11 protein-coding genes and 1 other RNA gene are annotated in these 19,030 nt (G+C 63.6%); 2 read left to right on the top strand and 10 right to left on the bottom strand.

Translation table 11 applies throughout. The annotated features are described in order from the left end of the window. Window positions 1-742 precede the first annotated feature (742 nt). Entirely contained in the window at window positions 743-1,978 is a 1,236-nt protein-coding gene (locus J7396_RS02130) for a type III secretion system effector protein (RefSeq protein ID WP_209261005.1), read from the top strand. A gap of 313 nt (window positions 1,979-2,291) precedes the next feature. Here the strand turns inward: J7396_RS02130 and xopP (J7396_RS02125) are convergent, their stop codons facing one another. From xopP (J7396_RS02125) to J7396_RS02110, 4 genes are all read right to left on the bottom strand, one after another. Beyond that, window positions 2,292-4,445 carry a type III secretion system effector XopP gene (gene xopP, locus J7396_RS02125; RefSeq protein ID WP_209260886.1) on the bottom strand — a complete coding sequence of 718 codons (2,154 nt, stop codon included), beginning with the start codon at window positions 4,443-4,445 and terminating at the stop codon, window positions 2,292-2,294. A 116-nt stretch (window positions 4,446-4,561) separates the two neighbouring features. Further along, a complete protein-coding gene (gene xopP, locus J7396_RS02120) occupies window positions 4,562-6,706 on the bottom strand; it encodes a type III secretion system effector XopP (RefSeq protein ID WP_071118114.1) in 2,145 nt (714 codons plus the stop codon). A 676-nt stretch (window positions 6,707-7,382) separates the two neighbouring features. Then, a complete protein-coding gene (locus J7396_RS02115) occupies window positions 7,383-8,108 on the bottom strand; it encodes an AraC family transcriptional regulator (protein ID WP_008578160.1) in 726 nt (241 codons plus the stop codon). Between the two features lie 131 nt (window positions 8,109-8,239). Then, the gene (locus tag J7396_RS02110; RefSeq protein ID WP_011346711.1) at window positions 8,240-8,698 is read right to left on the bottom strand and encodes a hypothetical protein; all 459 of its coding nucleotides are present in this window, start codon (window positions 8,696-8,698) and stop codon (window positions 8,240-8,242) included. Window positions 8,699-9,000: 302 nt separating this feature from the next. Here J7396_RS02110 and J7396_RS02105 point away from each other — a divergent pair, with 302 nt between their 5' ends. Beyond that, complete coding sequence (locus J7396_RS02105) at window positions 9,001-9,408, top strand: hypothetical protein (RefSeq protein ID WP_228729571.1); 408 nt, start codon at window positions 9,001-9,003, stop codon at window positions 9,406-9,408. 239 nt (window positions 9,409-9,647) lie between these two features. Here the strand turns inward: J7396_RS02105 and J7396_RS02100 are convergent, their stop codons facing one another. The 6 genes from J7396_RS02100 to J7396_RS02075 all read right to left on the bottom strand — a co-directional run bounded on the left by J7396_RS02100 (window position 9,648) and on the right by J7396_RS02075 (window position 18,623). Further along, on the bottom strand, window positions 9,648-11,768 hold the full coding sequence (locus tag J7396_RS02100; RefSeq protein WP_014089605.1) for a S9 family peptidase: 2,121 nt from the start codon (window positions 11,766-11,768) through the stop codon (window positions 9,648-9,650). A gap of 140 nt (window positions 11,769-11,908) precedes the next feature. Beyond that, window positions 11,909-11,985: non-coding RNA, sX9 sRNA (locus tag J7396_RS02095), on the bottom strand. A 61-nt stretch (window positions 11,986-12,046) separates the two neighbouring features. Next, a complete protein-coding gene (locus tag J7396_RS02090; protein WP_209260885.1) occupies window positions 12,047-12,883 on the bottom strand; it encodes a transporter in 837 nt (278 codons plus the stop codon). A 717-nt stretch (window positions 12,884-13,600) separates the two neighbouring features. Further along, window positions 13,601-15,571, bottom strand: coding sequence for an oligopeptide transporter, OPT family (locus tag J7396_RS02085; protein ID WP_011346708.1), 1,971 nt, complete (start codon window positions 15,569-15,571; stop codon window positions 13,601-13,603). 431 nt (window positions 15,572-16,002) lie between these two features. Further along, on the bottom strand, window positions 16,003-16,821 hold the full coding sequence (locus J7396_RS02080; protein WP_033478574.1) for an HDOD domain-containing protein: 819 nt from the start codon (window positions 16,819-16,821) through the stop codon (window positions 16,003-16,005). A 209-nt stretch (window positions 16,822-17,030) separates the two neighbouring features. Next, window positions 17,031-18,623: a S9 family peptidase gene (locus J7396_RS02075; protein WP_209261003.1), complete on the bottom strand. Its 1,593-nt coding sequence runs from the start codon at window positions 18,621-18,623 to the stop codon at window positions 17,031-17,033. Window positions 18,624-19,030 lie beyond the last annotated feature (407 nt).

Below are 19,030 nucleotides of genomic sequence, written 5' to 3'. Positions count from 1 at the left end.
GCGGCCCCAAACCCCTCGGCTTTTGCCGCTGCCGCGCGTTTGCGCGGTAGCGGCAGGTTACTGCGCATTTCCACGGCAAGCGCTAGCTGTTTCGCGTTGGCCAAAGCTTCGATCGCGCAACCAGCATGCGCACTGCGCGATGTCCGTTACCAGGCCGCGATGGAGCACCCTGACGCGAGCGAGGTTTACCTGTCGCTCGCGCCCAGGTCATGTAGGTCGGGTCGATGACGACGCTCGATCGCTATTCGCTTCCCGGATGACGATTACGCCAACTGGCGTTGCTTGGGATTGGCCGCATTGCAGAATGTGCCGCTAGTCACTGGAGCACGGTATGGAATCTCGGATCACCCCGACCTCTGGCGCAGCAAACTTGCCGCTTCCTGCAGCCGATGACGCGGCGTTACCACGCAGCCCGGCGACCGACGACGATCGGCACCACCGCACTGATGCCCGATTAGCTGGACTAACGCCCCGCCGCAGCGCGGCGCGGACCAGCGCAGCCACCGCGCTCGATTGCGTAATGCCGGACGCCGCGGGCAGCAGGAGCATCGGTGCGCCTGCCTCGGCTCACGTCGTAAACCGCCTGGATAGACCTCTATTCTCGATCATTCGGCCTATCGCGTTTCTAGCCACCAGGGCCGACATCGGCGGCCATCGCCACCCGATGAGCCTGTCCGAAAGCGCTGTTGTCTTCTCGCGCTCCAAGGCGACATTGGGAGGCAGCGATGTGGGCATGGTCGGGATGCTCGATGGCCAGGAGCATCTTGTCAAAACCGGAATTTCGCGCAGCCTGCTGGGTCAGGCAGTGAAATGTTGCGCGAAGGGGCAAGGCGCGGAGGCCAACAAACGCTTGGGCTACATCGTCGGCTCGGCAGCCAGGCTGCTTGAGGGCAGCATGGACAAGCAGGCCACGCAGCAGTGGCTGACACTGGCCTTCCATGCCTTTCTCGATACCGAAAAAGGTAAGAGATTGACGGAAAAAGCGAAGACGGATGCGTTGGACATCGACGATGTCTGCGAGATTCACGAAAGCCTGGTTGCTGCAGATCCTCGTCTACGCAATCCGCTTGGCATCCCGGCCTTGTTTGACATCATCAACGTCGCTGCCGCACAGGATTTGGTCAACGCGCTGCAGGCACGCCATCTTCCGCGGCAAAACATTCCGGACTCATCGCTGCTGACACTGCCCGACAACGCCTTCATCGCCTCGCGACTGATTCATGATGCAGAGCCGCTGGATACATTCCTGACCAAGGCGTTTCTGCCGCCTGACGTTTCGCTTGCGCAGGCCAAGCAAGCCGCTGCCCGTGTGAAAAGCGCAGCCGGCAGCGGTGCGCAGGCCGATGAACTCGCCGCAGACCAAGCGCTGCTTGCGCGGATCAACGATCCGGTCAATCTTCGTTCGGGCAAACAGGCGTTGATCGATACCTTGCGCCACAGCGGTCTGGACGGGCTGTTCGCCTCGTTGCTGGCCAGACTGACCCTGGGCGAAGCGTCTGATCTGGGCCCTGACAATATGCTGGTCATTCCCGGAGAAGATGCACGCCACAAGGTCGTCAGCATTGACGTAACCGGCTTTCGCTACGACCGGGAGAAGGACACCCCGGCAAATCCACGAGAGCCGCTTCGGTATGGCTGGGGAGACGTCGTCCAGAACCCGGCACGGGCGCTGCAAGTGCTGCTTGATGCCAGCGTGATGAGCAGCCGTTATGCGAAAGGCCTGGAGGGCGTACATGCCATGGTGATTGAGGCGATACGCGAGGCGCTTGCCTGGCAAGCCACGCCTGAAGTGGAAATGGTCAAGCAGTGGTACGCCGCGCTCGATGTGGACTCCGCCACGTCCTCCTTGCACTCGCTGGGCGATCAATTGAAAGACATGGCTGGCGCGGGTTGGATGCCGGATGCCGCGCTGGTGAGTCAGGTGTTGGCACGCAATTCCTCCTTCCTCAGCAATGTGATTCAAAAATCCCGGACATGACGACTGCGACCAGTACGTGCCACGGTCTGCACGGGCGCGATACCAGTACCGCCCACGGCGACCACGCCTGGCCGCGCGCCAGCGCTTGTGCGTGCACTGGCTCGGGCGTTCGACACCGGCTTTCTTTCCGCACAGCGTTGGCGGGCAAAAAGACCGAGCTCCCTGCCCGCCGAATTGCCTCTATCAGATGCTCACCGTTTTCAGGTTCCTGCCTGGCCCGCTGCAACTGGCCACTCACGTTGAGCGATCCGTGGAGCTTTGAGCCGTGTGTTCGAGGATCTCTTCCTTGGTGAGGACAGGCGACGCGTCGTGATTAGCGCTCCCCACCAGCGCCAGCCACCCAAAGCTGGCCAAGCAGCTTGGAGCCGATGGTTGCCCGGTGCACCTTGGCCTCGGTGTTTCCGAGGGCGCGCATCATCTCTTCCCAGCGTGCGCCCAGGTTGACTTCTCTCTCCGTCTTCAGGTGGACGGCCGCCAAGTCCTTATAGTCGAGCGCGCGCAGCGCGTCGGGGGTGACCGGTCTTTTGGCATGTACGTGGACGAACCAGGGCCGCGGGATGTTTCCATTCGACTGCGGCGTGTGCTCGATACGCACTTCAAATAGCCTGCCACGGTCGCCAATGTCGTCCTCCGAGCGAAGGCGGCGCGGCGCCGTGACGCGTGCCAGTCCATTCATCGCCAACAGGCGCTCCAGATGCGGCGCACGTGGCTGCGGATCGGTCTTGAGCGCATCGGCTTCGCGCCGTTTGAAATCGTGCTCGATCCTCTGGAGAAGACGCAGCCGCGTGTCGAGGTGGTCGATGCGCGCGTCTCCTGCACGGAGCTTGCCTTTGAGCTGCAGCACACGCTCGCTCGATCCGAACCAGCCCTGCATGGTGATCCTGGCAGAATCGAAGGCCGTCGCCGCGTCATATCTGGAGTCGCCGATCAGCCGCTCTACGTCGGTGGTGTCCTTGCCAAGGCGCTTGGCGAGCGCGATGAAATCACCGCCGAGTTCTGCTACCGGCAACGACTCCAGACGCGTGCCTTTCAGTATCTCGTCGGCCTGCTTTTGCGTTGCGCTGCGCTCATCCATGACCCGCCGCGCGGGCGCTGCGGCCGAGCTGGAAGCATCAGGCGTGCGCACGCGTGCCTTGCGCGACCTGGTCGATTTGCCTGTTGTCGTCGTGGTTGTCGGCACGCTTGATGTTGTCGACGCCGGTGCCTGCCCGGGCGAAGCCGCTGCTGCGCCAATCAGCTGTCTGTCCTGGATGGCGAACTCACACATGTCAACAATCGCCTGACGTTGGTCGGCAAGTGCCTGTGCAAGATCGAGCATCGTCGGCCATAGATGATCTCTGGCATGTTCACCTGCTTCGATGAGCACGGCGGCATCCATACACAGCTGCGTCGCCGCTCGGCCACGCAGCTCGGCGTATTCGATAAGCACTTGCTTGTACATGGCCAGCATCTGCGGCGTCAGCGAGTGCTCGGTTGAGAGAAAGCGTTCAAGATGGATCTTGGTCAGCTCCGTAAACGCTTGTCCGACCTTGGCTTCCATGCATCTGTCTACTTCTTCGAGCGCGCTCAATCGATCCATCACCTGTCGCAACCCGCAACAACTGGCTTGATCGGAAAGCCTTCTTGAATATATTTCGTACAGCACTCCACGAACGGTCTGCATCCGCGTGTGACAAGATCCCATCGTGATCCTGATGATCGGCAGCTGGGCCTTCAGCACGTCGGGCGGCGCCCGATTCGTCATCGGCGACTTGATACGCCGGAAAACCTCTTCCAATGCTGCAATGACATCAAGAAGATGCGTGCGTAACGCATGCCATGATTCCGGCTGCTGCAGACGGATGGCCTGGACATTAAACCGTGCAAACTGGCTGCTTTCCGCAAGCACAGACCCCAATTCATGGGTCAATTTGTGATCGATCATTTTTTCGCATGACAGATAGTTCATCGCTGCGGCTTGCCCGAGAGACGAAATCAATCGATCCTCATGGGCTTCGATGTCGGAGGATGACATGCGGCGTTGAATCTTGAGCTCGCTCAGCGCCTGCAAGCCTTGTCGCGCGGATGCGATCGCCGATGCGCCGGACTTGAGCCTTGCTTCAAGGGATCTTGTGTCTGCCACCCCCCTTGGCGCCACGTTTGTGACCAGGTGATTGAACAGTTGCAGCCTGGCCGAGGCCGTGTGCAATACCTCGAGCTGATCTGGTCCTGCTGAGACAGGCGCCGAGGTGAAGAGCGATCCGCGGACGCTCCTGGCGTTAGCGGATGATGATGCAGGCGCACTGGCTCTGGCAGCTCTGGCCGGTCGGGGCGTTCTGATGGCAAGCCCGCTGAGTTGCGTGGAGAGCGCCGCTACCTCGTCAGGCACGCTCGCGTTGGTTGACGCATCCTGTGGCGGCGCCGCCGCTGGTTGAGCGGACTGCGCGGGATCCACTGGGGCTTGATTGGTCGCTCGAACTCTCGGCACGGTGCATCCTCCGACATTGCCATTCTATTGCCACGCATGGACGCCCAGATGCGCCTGTTCTCCGCAGATCCGAGACCTGGTGGTCTGGGTATGCGACGGCACCTGGGCCGTTGTGGCTATTGCTGTCCACCAGCGCCAAGCGCCCAAAGCTGGCCAAGCAGCTTGGAGCCGATGGTTGCCCGGTGCACCTTGGCCTCGGTATTTCCGAGGGCGCGCATCATCTCCTCCCAGCGTGCGCCCAGGTTGACTTCTCTCTCCGTCTTCAAGTGGACGGCGGCCAAGTCCTTATAGTCGAGCGCGCGCAGCCCGTCGGGGGTGACCGGTCTTTTGGCATGTACGTGGACGAACCAGGGCCGCGGGATGTTTCCATTCGACTGCGGCGTGTGCTCGATACGCACTTCAAATAGCCTGCCACGGTCGCCAATGTCGTCCTCCGAGCGAAGGCGGCGCGGCGCCGTGACGCGTGCCAGTCCATTCATCGCCAACAGGCGCTCCAGATGCGGCGCACGTGGCTGCGGATCGGTCTTGAGCGCATCGGCTTCGCGCCGTTTGAAATCGTGCTCGATGCTCTGGAGAAGACGCAACCGCGTGTCGAGGTGGTCGATGCGCGCGTCTCCTGCACGGAGCTTGCCTTTGAGCTGCAGCACACGCTCACTGGATCCGAACCAGCCCTGCATGGTGATCCTGGCAGAATCGAAGGCCGTCGCCGCGTCATATCTGGAGTCGCCGACCAGACGCTCTACGTCGGTGGTGTCCTTGCCAAGGCGCTTGGCGAGCGCGATGAAATCACCGCCGAGTTCTGCCACCGGCAACGACTCCAGACGCGTGCCTTTCAGTATCTCGTCGGCCTGCTTTTGCGCTGCGCTGCGCTCGTCCATGACCCGCCGCGCGGGCGCTGCCGCCGAGCTGGAAGCATCAGGCGTGCGCACGCGTGCCCTGCGCGACCGGCTCGATTTGCCTGTTGTCGTCGTGGTTATCGGCACGCTTGATGTTGTCGACGCCGGTGCCTGCCCGGGCGAAACCGCCGCTGCGCCAATCAGCTGTCTGTCCTGGACGGCGAACTCACACATGTCAACAATTGCCTGACGTTGGTCGGCAAGTGCCTGTGCAAGATCGAGCATCGTCGGCCATAGATGATCTCTGGCATGCTCACCTGCTTCGATGAGCGCGGCGGCATCCACACACAGCTGCATCCCGGCTCGGCCGCGTATCTCGGCGTATTCGACGAGTACCTTTTTGCACCGGGCCAGCCCCTCCGGGGTGAGCGAATGCTCGGTTGAGGAAAAGCGTTCGACATGGACCTGGATCACATGCTTGAGTGCTTCGCCCACCTCAGCATGGTGAAGGCTGTCGATTTCTTCGAGCTCCCTCAGTCCGTCAAGCACCTGGGGCAGGCCGCACTCGCTGGCCTCATCGGCAAGGCGCCTTGAATGTATTTCGACGAGCATTCCGCGGACGGTCTGCATCCGTTCATGGCACGATCCCATCATCGCCCTGACGACCGGGAGATGGTCCTTGAGCGAGTCGCGTGGCCCCTGACCCGTCATCGGCGACCTGATGCGCTGGCAAACCTCCTCCATCGCTGCAAGCGCATTCAGAAGATGCCCGCGTAACGCAAGCCATGGTCCCGGTTGCTGCAGACGCATGGCGTCCGCGGACAACACCACCATCTCGACCCTTTGGGTATTCACATGGCCAAATTCGGTGGCCATTTTCTGATCGATCATCTTCTCGCATGCGCCGTAGTGAAGCGATGCGGCTACTGCGAAATGCGGCACCAGGAAATTCTCGTGTTCTTCGACGTTGTCGACCGGCATGCGTTTTTGGATATTCAGCTCGGCCAGCGCCTGCAAGGCTTGTCGAGCGGATTCGATCGCAGACTTTCCGGATTCGAGTCTTGCTTCCAGCGCTCTGATATCCGCTGGTGCGTCACGTTTTTGTGCCAGGTCGTTGAAGCGTTTCAGCCTGGATGAGGCCTTGCTCAATACTTCGAAAGGATCTGGCCCTTGCGGAACTGGCGCCGCGGCAAAGAGCGCCGCCATGACGTCCTGTGCGTTGGTGGACGATGCCGCTGGAAGATTGGCTCTGGAGGCTCGGCCCAGCCGTCGCGGCCTGATGGAAAGTCCGCCGAGTTGCGCTGAGGGCGCCGCACTGGCGGCAGAGCTACTTGCGGCTGATCCCGAGCCCGATGGTGTCGGTGCAGTTTGAATCAATTGCGCGGGATCCGGTGGGGCCTGCTTGGTCGATTCAATTTTAGGCACGGTGCATCCTCCGATATCGCCATTCAATTTGCTCGCACACCGCGCCCAATTTTCCCCGTCCCGGAATGTGCATGGAACGTGGCGGCGCCGTACGCCAGGCCTTGCGAGCCGGCAGCGATGCGTGTTGCCACTGCGTGGCGCAGTCACCGCGTGACCTGTGCCATGGGGCTCGAAACCGCCTGCCTCATCGTGTTGCATGCTGCAGCGCCTGCCTCACTCACTGCTGGCTCGACCCGGCATTGTTCATCATGCAATCGCGGATGAAGTGCAGCGAAAACCGTGTTGCCGTTTCAACGCAGGAAGCGCGACCCGCTCATGTCGATGTGCGTGACATCGCTGCCTTAGTAAACCACCGAATGCGGCGCGGTTTGCATGCGGCGCGAATGCGTGGTGACTGATACGAAGACGAGCCGGCTGCGCATGCAGTTGTTCAATGACCAGACGAGGCGGTCAAGGCATCTCCCAATAACTTGGGCACCTCTCAAGACCCGTCATCATGTCCGATGCCTTTGAATCATCGGCACAACGCTCAGGAATCAAGAAACGACACAATGTTGCAGATCCGGTGGACGCCCATCCATGGCAAGCCCTAGTTCGGAAACCTCAGCAGGCAGTTCGAGAGAATTTTCAGGCTCAACGCACGTCTTGCGCATGCACGTTGAGATCGCCCCGCCCTCTACACTGTTTCGGCTGAAAACTGCTGCGCATTCGCCAACGCACGATATTCGCGCGGCGTCATGCCGACCGCTTGCTTGAATTGCCGCGCGAACGCGCTTTGGTCGCTGAAGCCGCAAGCGTGGCCGATTTCGGTAAGGCTCTTGTTTCCGTGCAGCAGATGCATCGCCATCTGCAGACGCAGCTTGGCCAACACTTGCTGCGGCGTGAGCTGGAATACCTTGCGGAACGAGCGCTGCAGCTTGGACATGGAAAACCCGGTGATCTCCACCAGCGCCTGCATGCGGACGTTCTGCGCGTAATTGGCGTTGAGATACGCCAGCGCAAGTCGCAGCTTTTCGTACTGCGATTCGTGCCCGTCCTGCGGGCCCAGATCGCGCGAGATGCCGATGATGCCCTGCACCTTGCCATTCACCAGCAACGGCCGCTTGCAGGTCAGGCACCAGCCAGGCTCACGGTTGGCGAACAGGTGGAGCTCCAGCAGGTTGTCGATCACCTCGCCGGCCAGCACCTGCTCGTCCTGATTGGCGTAATTGGCGCCCAGGCCACTGGGATAGACCTCGGCAACACGCTTGCCGATCAGGTCCTTGCGCGATTTCAGCCCCAGCCGCCGCAGCATGGTCTGGTTGACGTGGGTGTAGCGGCCCTCGCGATCCTTGACGAAGAACAACACGTCCGGCACGGCATCGAACAACGCTTCAAGATCGGCAGGATCGATGCTCTTCATGCGAGAGGGTTCATGCAGGGCAAGGTGCTCGAGACCGGGAAAGGCGCATCAGACCAGGCGCGCGATCGAAACGATTCGCTCCTGCCGCGCCATGATACGCCGCATGCGCGATCGGCCTGCGGCCGGATGACTCAGCGCGAGGTGTTGCCTGCGTCCACTGCCGCCGGTGCAGGCTTGGCATCGCCCGCCGCAGCGGTCGGGTTACCGATGCGATCCAGCGGCACCTGTCGCGCACGCCAGCTCTGCACTACCGCCGCACCGGCCTGTGAGCCCACCTGCACGCGCAGCCGCGCGCTGCCGCCGGGCGCGATGAACTCGATCTCGCAGTCGCCCGCGGCCATGCAGCTATCGGCCGCAAGGGGATCCACCAGTTGCCAGCCTTGCTCCATCACCGCCTGCGCAAACGCGCGATACCCCATGCCGGATTTCAGCACGGCCGGCAATGGCACGCTCGTATCGCCGCCTTGCTCGGAAGACGCAACCGCCACCGGGGCGCGCGCGGGCGCAACGGCAGGCCGCGACGCGGCGCCCAGGGCGGGACTGCAGATCAGAGCGATTACCCACAATGCGGGGCGGAACGACGTGCGCATGCAAACGGTCCTTGCGGTCCTGGCAGGGAACTGGGAAGAGGAAGATGCGCTAGTTTGACATGCCTGTGATGCGCTGCGGCAATTGCATTTGGGATGCATTGGCCCGTGATCTGCACAGCGGCGTTGCAAGCGGTTCACGTCAAGCGTACTCATCCAGCGCGCGGGATGTCAGTGGAACGGCCAGACGCTCCGGATCGACGATTGCCGCCGGCGGACTCATCGGTATCAGCGCGTCCACCGCCGATCCGGTCGCCATCGTCGCAAGCAAGCTGCATCATTGCGGTTTGCGCGCGGAGTTCCCGATGGCCATTGCCAACGCTTCAACCCCAACGTCTTCAACCTATGCAGTCGGCCAGCTATGGCGCTGCCGCGGGCGCAGTGCCGCCGAAACGCCGCTACTGCTGATCAACCAGATCGATACGCATCCGCAGGGAGGCCAGATCCTGCACGTGACCATCAGCGAGGTCCAGGTCCGTCATGCGGGAATGCCCAACGGAACGCTGGACACGTTGCCGCACATTCCGGTGATTGCACAGACGCTGGAGCGCAGCGCTGCCGAACACGTCGGCGACAGCATGCCCAATCAGGCGTATCTGCCCGGGTATGCCGAGTGGAAGGCCGCGTTCGACGCCGGGCGTGCCGGCTCGTTCGGGATTGCGGTGTCGGAAATTCTGGACATCGTGGAAGGCCAGCTGGCCAAGCGCGGCTAGCACTGCGCAGGTGTCAGGTGGGCATGGACTGCCGGCAGACTGCAGTGCACGCGCGGCAGATGCGAGGTGGAATAACGGCTGCGTGCCTCCGGCGGTGCGCGCAGTCGGCGCGCTAGCACTCCAGGCGCAACGGGCAGGATGCGGTTGCCGAAACGCTGACTTCGACAACGCCCATCGCCCAGGGAACGCATTCGCTCAAGCAAACGACACGCCGCGCCTGGCGGCGTGTCGGTCGTCCGTCACTGGCCGATATGCTGCTTCAACCATCCATTGACGGTGTCATGCCACAAGATGCTGTTATCCGGCTTGAGCACCCAGTGGTTCTCGTCCGGGAAATACAGGAACTTGGAATCGATGCCCTTGCGCTGCAGCGCGGTGAAGGCAGCCAGGCCCTGTTCGACCGGAATGCGGAAATCCTGCTGACCGTGGATGACCAGCATCGGCACCTTCCACTTGTCTACGTGCAGCACCGGGTTGAACTTCTCGTAGCCGGCCGGGTTCTGCCACGGCGTGCCGCCATTTTCCCACTCGCTGAACCATAGTTCCTCGGTGGCATAGCCCATGGTGCGGTTGTCGAACACGCCGTCGTGGTCGACCAGGCACTTCCATGGTTGATTCCAGTTGCCTGCCATCCAATAGACCATGTAGCCGCCGTAGCTGGCGCCCAATGCGCAGGCCTTGTCGCCGTTGAGGAAGCCGTATTGCTTCTGCGCGGCGGCCCAGCCTTTTTGCAGATCTTCCAGCGGGCGGTCGCCCCAATGCTGGCTGATGGCGTCGGTGAATTCCTGGCCGTAGCCGGTGGAGCCGTGGAAATCGATCATCACCACCGCGTAGCCCTGGCCGGCGTAGGTCTGCGGATTCCAGCGGTTGCTCCAGCCATTGCCGAAGCTGCCCTGCGGGCCGCCGTGGATCAGGAACGCCACCGGGTAAGTCTTGCCCTGCTGGTAGTTGTACGGCTTGACCACGTAGCCGTGCACGGTGTCGTTGTTCCAGCCCTTGAACTGGAACTGCTCGTAGTCGCCGAACTGCACGTCCGGCAGCAATTCGCCCGCGCTCTGGCTGATCGCGCGCAGTCCCTGGCCTTGCGTGTCGCTGACGAAGATCTGGTCACCGCTCTTGAGCGAGTTGCGGGTAAAGGCCAGCGTATTGCCGGCCAGCGTGGGGGCGTGCACGCTGCCCTCGCCCACCAGCTTAGTTGCCTCGCCGCTGGCGATATCGATCTTGAACAGTGGGTGCTCGCCGAGTTCGTCGGCACTGGTGTAGAGGCTGGCACCGTCTTCGCTCAACACGATCTCGCCCGCCGAGCGGTCCCACTTCGGCGCGATCTCGCGCGTCTTGCCGCTGGCCACATCCATCGCCATCAGGCCGAAGCGGTCGGCCTCGAAGCCCGGGCGCTTCATGGCGCGGTAGTACAGCGTCTTGCCGTCGGTGCTGAACACCGGGCCGGCATCCCAGGCCGGGTTGGCCGCGGTCAGGTTGACCGGCGCGGACTTGCCGGTCGCATCCAGGCGGTACAGATCGAAGTTGGTCTGCCACGGCTCGTCGTTGCCGGTGGGCTTGCCGCTGGCCTTGGCATTCTTGCTCGCCTCCGGGCCATGCGGCTGCGGAATGCGCACGCTGGCCACCACGCTGGCGCCATCGGGCGACCAGGTGTAATCGTCGTTGCCGCCGAACGGCTTGGACGGCGCGTCGCCGGCCAACGTGGCGCTGATCGCCGATGCCCCGACCACTGCCTTGGCACCGGCCGCAGGCAACTCGGCCACGAACAGGGTGTTGCGGCGGCCATCGTTCCAGGTGTCCCAATGACGCACGAACAACTGGTCGTACACCACGCCGCTGGCCTTGTTGTTCTTGAGCTCGCCCAGCTTCTTCTTGGTGCAGCCCAGGTCCGAGCCGCAGTCCTGGAACACGCCCGCGCTGAACGCGATGCGCTTGCCGTCCGGCGAGAGCTTGTAGCTGTCCACATCCACCGCAAATGCGGTGAGTTGCTGCGGGGTGCCGCCGGCCATCGGCTGCGCGTAGAGCTGCTGGCTACCGGATTTGCTGCTGAGGAAGTACACCGTCTTGCCGTCCGGCGACAACGCCGGGCTGTTGACGTTCCATCCTTCCGGGGTGAGCCGCTTGGGCGGCGCCAGATCGCGCGTGCGCAGATTGCGCACCCACAGGCTGGTGGCCGGCTTGCCATTGGCGGTCTTGGCCTGGCGCTTGGCGAACAGCACCACGCTGCCATCCGGGCTGAGCGTGGGCGAGGACACCCGGTCCAGCGCCACCATGTCGCGCACATCGAAACCGCGCGCAGCGGCAAGGCTTGGCAGGGCAGCCAGCAAACACAGGGGCAGTACGGCGTGACGCAGCTTCATCGAGATCTCCGGCAACGGCAAAACGTCGATGGTAGGCGTTGCTGCGGCGCACGCGCAAAGGCAGGAGGTCCTGCGGCGCGACGTGGTGCGCCGCGCACGCATGCGCAGACCATGCCGCCTGCACGCGACACGGGCGGCTGGGCGCTTTAAACGTAGCGAGCAATCGTCAGGTGGGTGCGGACGGTGCACTCAAAACCGGCGTGTACGCGTGGTACATGCCGATTCCGGGCACCGGCCGCGCCCGCCTGGCGGCTGCGCAGTCGTTTTGTTCGCTGCTCTTAGAAGCGGTGCGACAAGCCGACGTAGACCTGGGTGTCGGGCGTGCGGTCGTTGAGGCCGAAATTGGCGCCGACGTCCAGCTGCAAGAGCGGATTGAGCAGATATGACGCCGCGATATCGGCCGAGTACTGCTCCACGGTCTGCGCCGGATCGCGGTTGATGGAGGACCACACCTCCACCGCCATCGACAACCTTGGTGTCAGCGGGCGCGCCAGATTGATCACGTTGACGATGGCCACATGCTTGCCGCTGCCATCGCTGTCGGCCAACCAATCCAGTTCCGGACCGAACGTCAGCGAGAAGCTGCTGGGCAGCACGAAGTTGACCGGCAGCGCCAGGCCGCCTTCCCAGGTGTCGTTGCCCAGGCCGGTACGCGCGGTGGGTGCCTTCACGAACGGCAGCAGCGCCACGCTGGCGGTGTCGCTCTCGTACACACGCGCCTTCATGCGCAGATAGAGATCGCCGCCGCCGCTCAGGCTGCTGCGCGCGCCGGTGGCGCGGTCGGTGGTCTTGACCTGTAGCTGCGGCGCCCAGTTGAGCTGCACATCGATGCGGTCGCTGACGCCGTACTTGAGCGTGGGATTGGTGAAGTACGCCGTTTCTGTGCGTGTGCCGGGCTGGCTGTCGCGCGTGTAATTGCCAATGTCGGTTTCCAGTTGCCAATCGCCAGCCGGCACGGTGCAGGTGGCATTGGCCTTGGTCGGCCGATCGGTGCAAAGCGCCGCGTCGGTGGCGTCTTGCGCCTGCGCCTGAACTGCGAGGCTGCTCAGTGCTGTCGTAACGATGACGGCGAGCAGTGTCTTGCGGGAAGGCGAGCGCGAGGTGATGGTGGGCATTGCGGTGATTCCAGGGCAAAGCGCGGTACGGATCGCATGACCGTGCCGCGTTGAAGAGTGGGAGGTGGTGCGTTACGACGCGCGGTATGGCGGCGCTGCACTTGGTCTGCAGTGCCGCAACTGCGGTTTTTTCGGGACGGCGTCGGTGCGGTCGCGATGCGATGCACAGGCCCACTGCAGGGAAGTGCGCGGGCTTGCACTGCCAGACACTTGCCTGGCGTTGCGGCGTCATGCACAGCGCATGAGCGCACCACGGTCTACCGAGTGGTTGGGATCAGATCAGTCCAGGCATGCAGCACTCGTGGCGCACCGTTGTGCGGGAGACGGCACGATAAGCAGCAGCGGCATAAAGTCGCTATGCACGGCAGTTGCGCAGGGCGTAAAGCCGGCGCAAAGACATTGAATCTGGATGGCGGGTTAGCGGGTGGCTGTGCAGGCCGCGATGCCCGCATGCGGCAGTGCTGCACGGTTTGCATGCGGTGTGCAGGACGCAGTGGCAGCGATGCAATCGAAACGGCGAATCGAGCTCCATCGTGCGCAGGATCTGGCGCCATTCCAGCGCTGGCATGTCTTCGCCAGGTAAAGCCCGGGGGCCCAGACAGCTGTTTCCCGTTCCCTCACAGCTGTGCTGGATCAAGCTGCGCGCACAACCAGGCGCGGCTTGCAGATGGCGCATGCGGGGCGCATGCGGGGCGCATGCGCCATCTGGCATCACACTCAGGCGGCCTGTTCGCCGCGCTTGCCAACGCGATACAGCAGCCAGCCGACCAGGGCCAGAATCGCCAGGCCGACCCACTGGTTGAGCTGCAGCGCGGCCGGCAATGCCAGCACGTCGGCGCGGCTGGACAACACGATCGGCACCGCAATGGCGATGCCCATCAACGCCTCGCCGGTGATCAGGCCAGCGGCAAACAGCACGCCCGGGCGATGCACGCGGTCACGGCCGTCTTCGTCGTCGGCACGGATGTTGTGGAAGCGCTCCACCAGATGCGCGATCAGGCCGCCGAGGAAGATCGGCACCATCAGTTCCAGCGGCAGATAGATGCCGATGGCCGCGGCCAGCACCGGTACACGGAAGCGCTTGCCGTTGGCCTTCAACCATTCGTCCAGCGCGATGATGGCCGCGCCCACGCCGGCACCGATCGCGATCATGCTCCACGGCAGCTGGCCACCGAACAGGCCCTTGGCCACCGAGGCCATCAGCGTCGCCTGCGGCGCGCCCAGCGAGTTGGGATGCTGTGGCGTTGCTGGGCCGATGCCGTAGGCTTGAGCCAGCAGGTTCAGCACCGGCGCCATGATCAACGCGCACGAGAACGCGCCAATACCCAGCATCAGCTGCTGTTTCCACGGTGTGGCACCGACCAGATAACCGGCCTTGAGATCTTGCAGGTTGTCCCCGCCCACCGCCGCCGCGCAGCACACCACCGCACCGATCATGATCGCGGCCACTGCGCCCAGCGGTGCAGCGCCGATACCCACCGGCACCAGGCCGCTCTTGCCGAGCAGCAACACCAGCACCGCCGAGGCGAACAGGATGGTGGAGATGGTGATGCCCGACACCGGGTTGTTGGAAGAGCCGATCAAACCGGCCAGATAGCCCGAAACGGACACGAACAGGAAGCCGGCCACGATCATGATGATGGTCATCGGGATCGACACATGCCACTGCTGCACGATGGCCTGATACAGGCCCAGCAGCGGCAGCGTGCACAGCACCAGCGCCACCAGCATCCACTTCATCGGCAGATCGCGCTCGGTCTCTGCAACCACGCCGCCGCCACTCTTGCGCGCAGCGGCAAAGCCGCTCTTGACGCCGGAAAACAGCGATTTCCGCAGCGAGAACAAGGTCCACACGCCGCCGATCAACATCGCGCCGACACCCAGGTAGCGAATCTTCGCGCCCCAGATGCCGAACGCTGCATCGGCCGCCGACGCATCGACCAGGCTCTGCGCCAGGGCCGGGTCCGAGCCCATGAAGAACTGCTGGTACAGCGGGATGGCGATGTGCCAGGACAGGATCGAGCCGGACAGCACCACGATGCCCACGTTCAACCCGACGATGTAGCCCACGCCCAGCAGCGCCGGCGACAGGTTGGTGCCGATATAGCCCACCAGCCGGCTGCTGCCCAGGTAGGTGGCCTGCGCCCAGGTGTCGGGAATCACGCGCAGGCCGCTGGCCGCAGCCAGCTTGACCAGCGCTCCGATGGCGCCGGAGATGGCCAGGATCTTCAAGCCCGGGCCGGGATTTTCGCCGGCCTTGAGCACTTCGGCCGCCGCCTTGCCTTCGGGGAACGGCAGCGGGTCTTCAACGATCATCGAGCGACGCAACGGCACCGAGAACAACACGCCAAGCAGGCCGCCCATGCCGGCGATGCCGAGCACCCACCAGTACTTGAAGTCCGGCCAGTAGCCCATGATCACCAGCGCGGGGATGGTGAAGATCACCCCGGCCGCGATCGACGAGCCGGCCGACGCACCGGTCTGGACGATGTTGTTCTCCAGAATGGTGCCACCGCCCAACAGGCGCAGCACACCCATCGACACGACGGCTGCCGGGATGGCGGTGGCGATGGTCAGGCCGGCAAACAGGCCGAGGTAGGCATTGGCGGCCGAAAGCACGACCGCCAGCACGATGGCCAGCGCGACGGCACGGAAGGTGAGCTGGCGCGGCTGCGCGTCGTGGCTCATTGGGCATTCCCCTGTAGGCAAAAAATCCGCACCACGCTAGCGCCTGCGTCCACGCGAGTCCAGCTGCGGCGCGGCGTGACAGTGTGCGTGCGATGGCGGGTGGACGTCGCAGGGGCAACCCGACGCACGCGCTGCCGGCTGGGTTGCAATCTGTCCGATCGCGGCGGTATCCGGCGCGTTGGCTGTTGAGGACGCGGGCACGTTTCGAACCACGCTCACCCCCAGCGTCGATACAGGTGCGCCGCGCCGTGCAACTGGCGTCAGCTGCTGCCGGGTGGATGTTATTGCGCTAACGCGCCTGCCGGGATCTGCGCCCGGCGCGGCGATCACTGCACGGCAACAGCCCGACACCGCGCGTGCGACGCCAGGCGCAGAAGAGTGCGCGTGCGCCGCTACGCCGGGAATGACGCAGCAGCGCATCCTGCCGAGGGTTAGTGCAGCAACTCGGCAAAGGCGCGATCAGCCTCGATGACCTCCGGCAGCGCGGCGAACAACGCGTCCAGATCCACGCCGTCCATCAGCGGGCTGCGTATCGCTTCCAATGCCGCCGCGGTGGCGCCGCCATGCGCATGCAGCGCATCGCAGACCAGTACCGCCTGGGCCACCAGCAATGGCATGCGTGCCCCGTCCGGGGCCGCGGCGGGCCGGACCTGGTACGCGATGGCGTGCTGGATCACCACGGGCAGCTGCCAGCGCCGTGCCAGCTCGGCCCCGACTTCCGGGTAGCCGAAGCCCAGTTGCAGGGTTTCTTCGGCCGCATGACCGGCAGAGGAGGTTTCGTGATTGATGCGGCTGGCGTATTCCGGCGCACCGGACTGGATCAAGAGCTCGCCGATGTTGTGCATCATCCCGCAGGTGAAGGCCGTCTCCGGGTCCAGCCCCTGCTGGCGCGCCAGCAGGCGGCAGATGCCGGCCACTTCGAAACTGTGCCGCCAGAAGGCCTTGAGGTCGAAGCCCGGGCCAGCCCGGAACGCGCCCGTCATCGCCGAAGCCAGCACCAGCGTGCGCAGGGTATTGAAGCCCAGCCGCATGGCCGCGTCTTCCACGCTGGTGGAATCGCGCAGGCCATGGAAGCGCGCCGAATTGGCCAGCCGCAACACTTTGGCGGCAATCACCGGATCGCGCTCGATACTATGCGCCAGCGTATCGATATCGGTCTGCGGATCGTCGAATTGACGGATCAGGTCTTGCGCCACCTTGGGCACGGTGGGCAAGGTGTGCAACTGGTCGAACAACGCCTCCAACTTCATGATCGCCTCGTGGGTGAAAGACAAGCCAGCGCGGCTGCGCGGACCTGCATGGTGTAGCACGGACCGGTTCACTGCCAATGACCGACGGCAGGATGATTCACTCAGGCTTCTGGCTGGGTCTGTACAGCGCACTGCCTCACCGCGTGGCCCAACTGACAGGAGAGGCAAGCGAACTGGACAGTTCGACGAGGCGACCGTCTCGGTGACCCTCAGTCGGCCTTGGCGCCACCCAGCGATTTGGATAAAAACGCCAACAGCTGGGTGTAGAACGCGCGTCGATGGGGCTCGGTGTAGAAGCCGTGGCCTTCTGTGTCGAAGTACAGCGTTTCCACTGGGGTGCCGGCCTGGCGCAACGCTGCTTCCATTCGCTTGCTGTGCTGGATGGGCGCGCGCTCGTCTTCGCCCCCTGCAGCCAGAAACACCGGCACCTTGATCTGCCTGGCCAGACTGACCGGCGAACGCGCGGCCAGGGTGGCCGGATCGCCCAACCATTGCTTGAGATAGTTCTCGCCGGAACCGCGCTTCTGGATATCGCCGCTGGTGAACATCATCGGCAAGTCGTAGACGCCCACATAACCGGCCGCGCACGCATACAGGCCCGATTCCTTGGCCGCACCCATCAGGGCTGCGTACGCACCGTAACTGGCGCCAAAGATGCAGATCTTGCGTGCGTCCGCATACCCCTGGTCAATCGCCCAACGCGTTGCATCGGTCACATCGTCCTGCATGGTGCCGCCCCACTGACGCGCGCCGGCGTGCTGGAAGTGGCGCCCATAATTGCCAGAGCCGCGGAAATTGATCTGCAGCACCGCATAACCCGCTTGCGCCAGCAGTTGCGCATCGTCGTCGAACTGCCAGCTGTCGAAGATCTCGAAGGGACCGCCATGGGGCATCACCACCGTTGGCAGATGTTTGTCGCCCCCACTGCGCGGCAGCGTGAGATACCCATGCAGTGGCACCCCGTCACGTGCCTGCAGTGCAATCGGCTGCACGGTGGCCGTGCGCTCGGGGTCGAACCAGTCGCGCCGACTGATCACATGCTGGGCTTTGTTCTCTTGCGTATCGAACACGTAGAAATCGCCAGGGTTGCTGCCCGAATAGGCTTCAAGCATCACGTAGCGACCGTCTTTGGTGCTGGAGGTCACGCGCACCGCATTGCCGGCAAAGGCCGCCTCCAGGCTGTGATACATCCGCGCCTGTGCCCCATGCTCGTCGAAAAAGCGGGTGCGGGGACGGTCGGCCATGAAAATGGCGCCGACCGGGATGGTGGTGCCGTTGCGGTAGATGATCTCCAGTGGGTCGGCCACCGCGTCGCGCAATACCTGCTCACGGCGATTGGCCTGGATGTCCCAGCCGACGATCGCATCGGGGCCGTCGGCACTTTGCACGCGCAAGTACGCAATGCGCTCGTCTTGCGAAAAACCCAGCGGTGTTTCGACATGGCCACTGACCTGCTCGTCATTGATCAGCGCCCATTCGTCGCCCGCGCCCTTACGGTAATACAGCTTGCTGACGTTGTCCGAGCCCGCCCCCTGCGCGAAGCGCACCTGCCCATGATGGTCGGTGGTGAAGCTGGCGCGCTGAATCGGCGCACGCGCAAGCGGGAGGCGGCGGCCGGTGGTGACGTCGAGCTTTTCTGCGCGCGTATAAGGATCCTGCCCCGACATCGGCCAGATCGCCACGATCACGCTGCGGTCGTCGTCGGGCAAGGGATCGGTCAGGAATGCGGCCACCGCTTCGGTCTTCTTGACCTTGATGTTGGTGCCAAGGCCGGTGCCGCGTGCGCGGTAACCCACCAGCAACTCGGCTCCGGTGCCATCGGCATTGATGGCATACAGCTCGCCGGTCGGCAGCGGCTTGTCGAGCAAGCCGTACTTCTGTGCAATGGAGATCAACACGCGGGTGTCGCTGACCCAGGCGAAATCGCTCACGTAGGTGTTTTTTTCCAGCACGAAGGTGGCGCCGATGCTGTTGTCCGAACGCCGCATGATCGCAAGGGCGGTCTTGTCTTCCATCGGCACGGTCGCGGCGAAATACGCGCCGCTGGGCGATAGCTTGATGTCGGCGAACTTGTCCTTCTTGATATAGGCGCCGACATCCACCTGGGCCGTGGCAGTGCCAGCCGCCATCAGCAGCACCAAGGCCGCAGGAATGATCCATTTCCGCATGTACGACTCCGTGTTGTAGGCAAACCGATGGCGAAATCTAG

It is taken from the genome of Xanthomonas sp. A1809 (assembly GCF_017746015.1).
GTDB lineage: Bacteria > Pseudomonadota > Gammaproteobacteria > Xanthomonadales > Xanthomonadaceae > Xanthomonas > Xanthomonas euvesicatoria.
This window is presented reverse-complemented; position numbering and strand designations above follow the sequence as displayed.

What these genes read in the sequence shown, in the direction of transcription:
- J7396_RS02130 (WP_209261005.1), top strand. Translation starts at nt 743, where the DNA reads ATGCTCGATGGCCAGGAGCATCTTGTCAAAACCGGAATTTCGCGCAGC.
- J7396_RS02105 (WP_228729571.1), top strand. Translation starts at nt 9,001, where the DNA reads ATGGCCATTGCCAACGCTTCAACCCCAACGTCTTCAACCTATGCAGTC.
- J7396_RS02085 (WP_011346708.1), bottom strand. Translation starts at nt 15,571, where the DNA reads ATGAGCCACGACGCGCAGCCGCGCCAGCTCACCTTCCGTGCCGTCGCG.
- J7396_RS02090 (WP_209260885.1), bottom strand. Translation starts at nt 12,883, where the DNA reads ATGCCCACCATCACCTCGCGCTCGCCTTCCCGCAAGACACTGCTCGCC.
- J7396_RS02100 (WP_014089605.1), bottom strand. Translation starts at nt 11,768, where the DNA reads ATGAAGCTGCGTCACGCCGTACTGCCCCTGTGTTTGCTGGCTGCCCTG.
- J7396_RS02080 (WP_033478574.1), bottom strand. Translation starts at nt 16,821, where the DNA reads ATGAAGTTGGAGGCGTTGTTCGACCAGTTGCACACCTTGCCCACCGTG.
- J7396_RS02110 (WP_011346711.1), bottom strand. Translation starts at nt 8,698, where the DNA reads ATGCGCACGTCGTTCCGCCCCGCATTGTGGGTAATCGCTCTGATCTGC.
- J7396_RS02115 (WP_008578160.1), bottom strand. Translation starts at nt 8,108, where the DNA reads ATGAAGAGCATCGATCCTGCCGATCTTGAAGCGTTGTTCGATGCCGTG.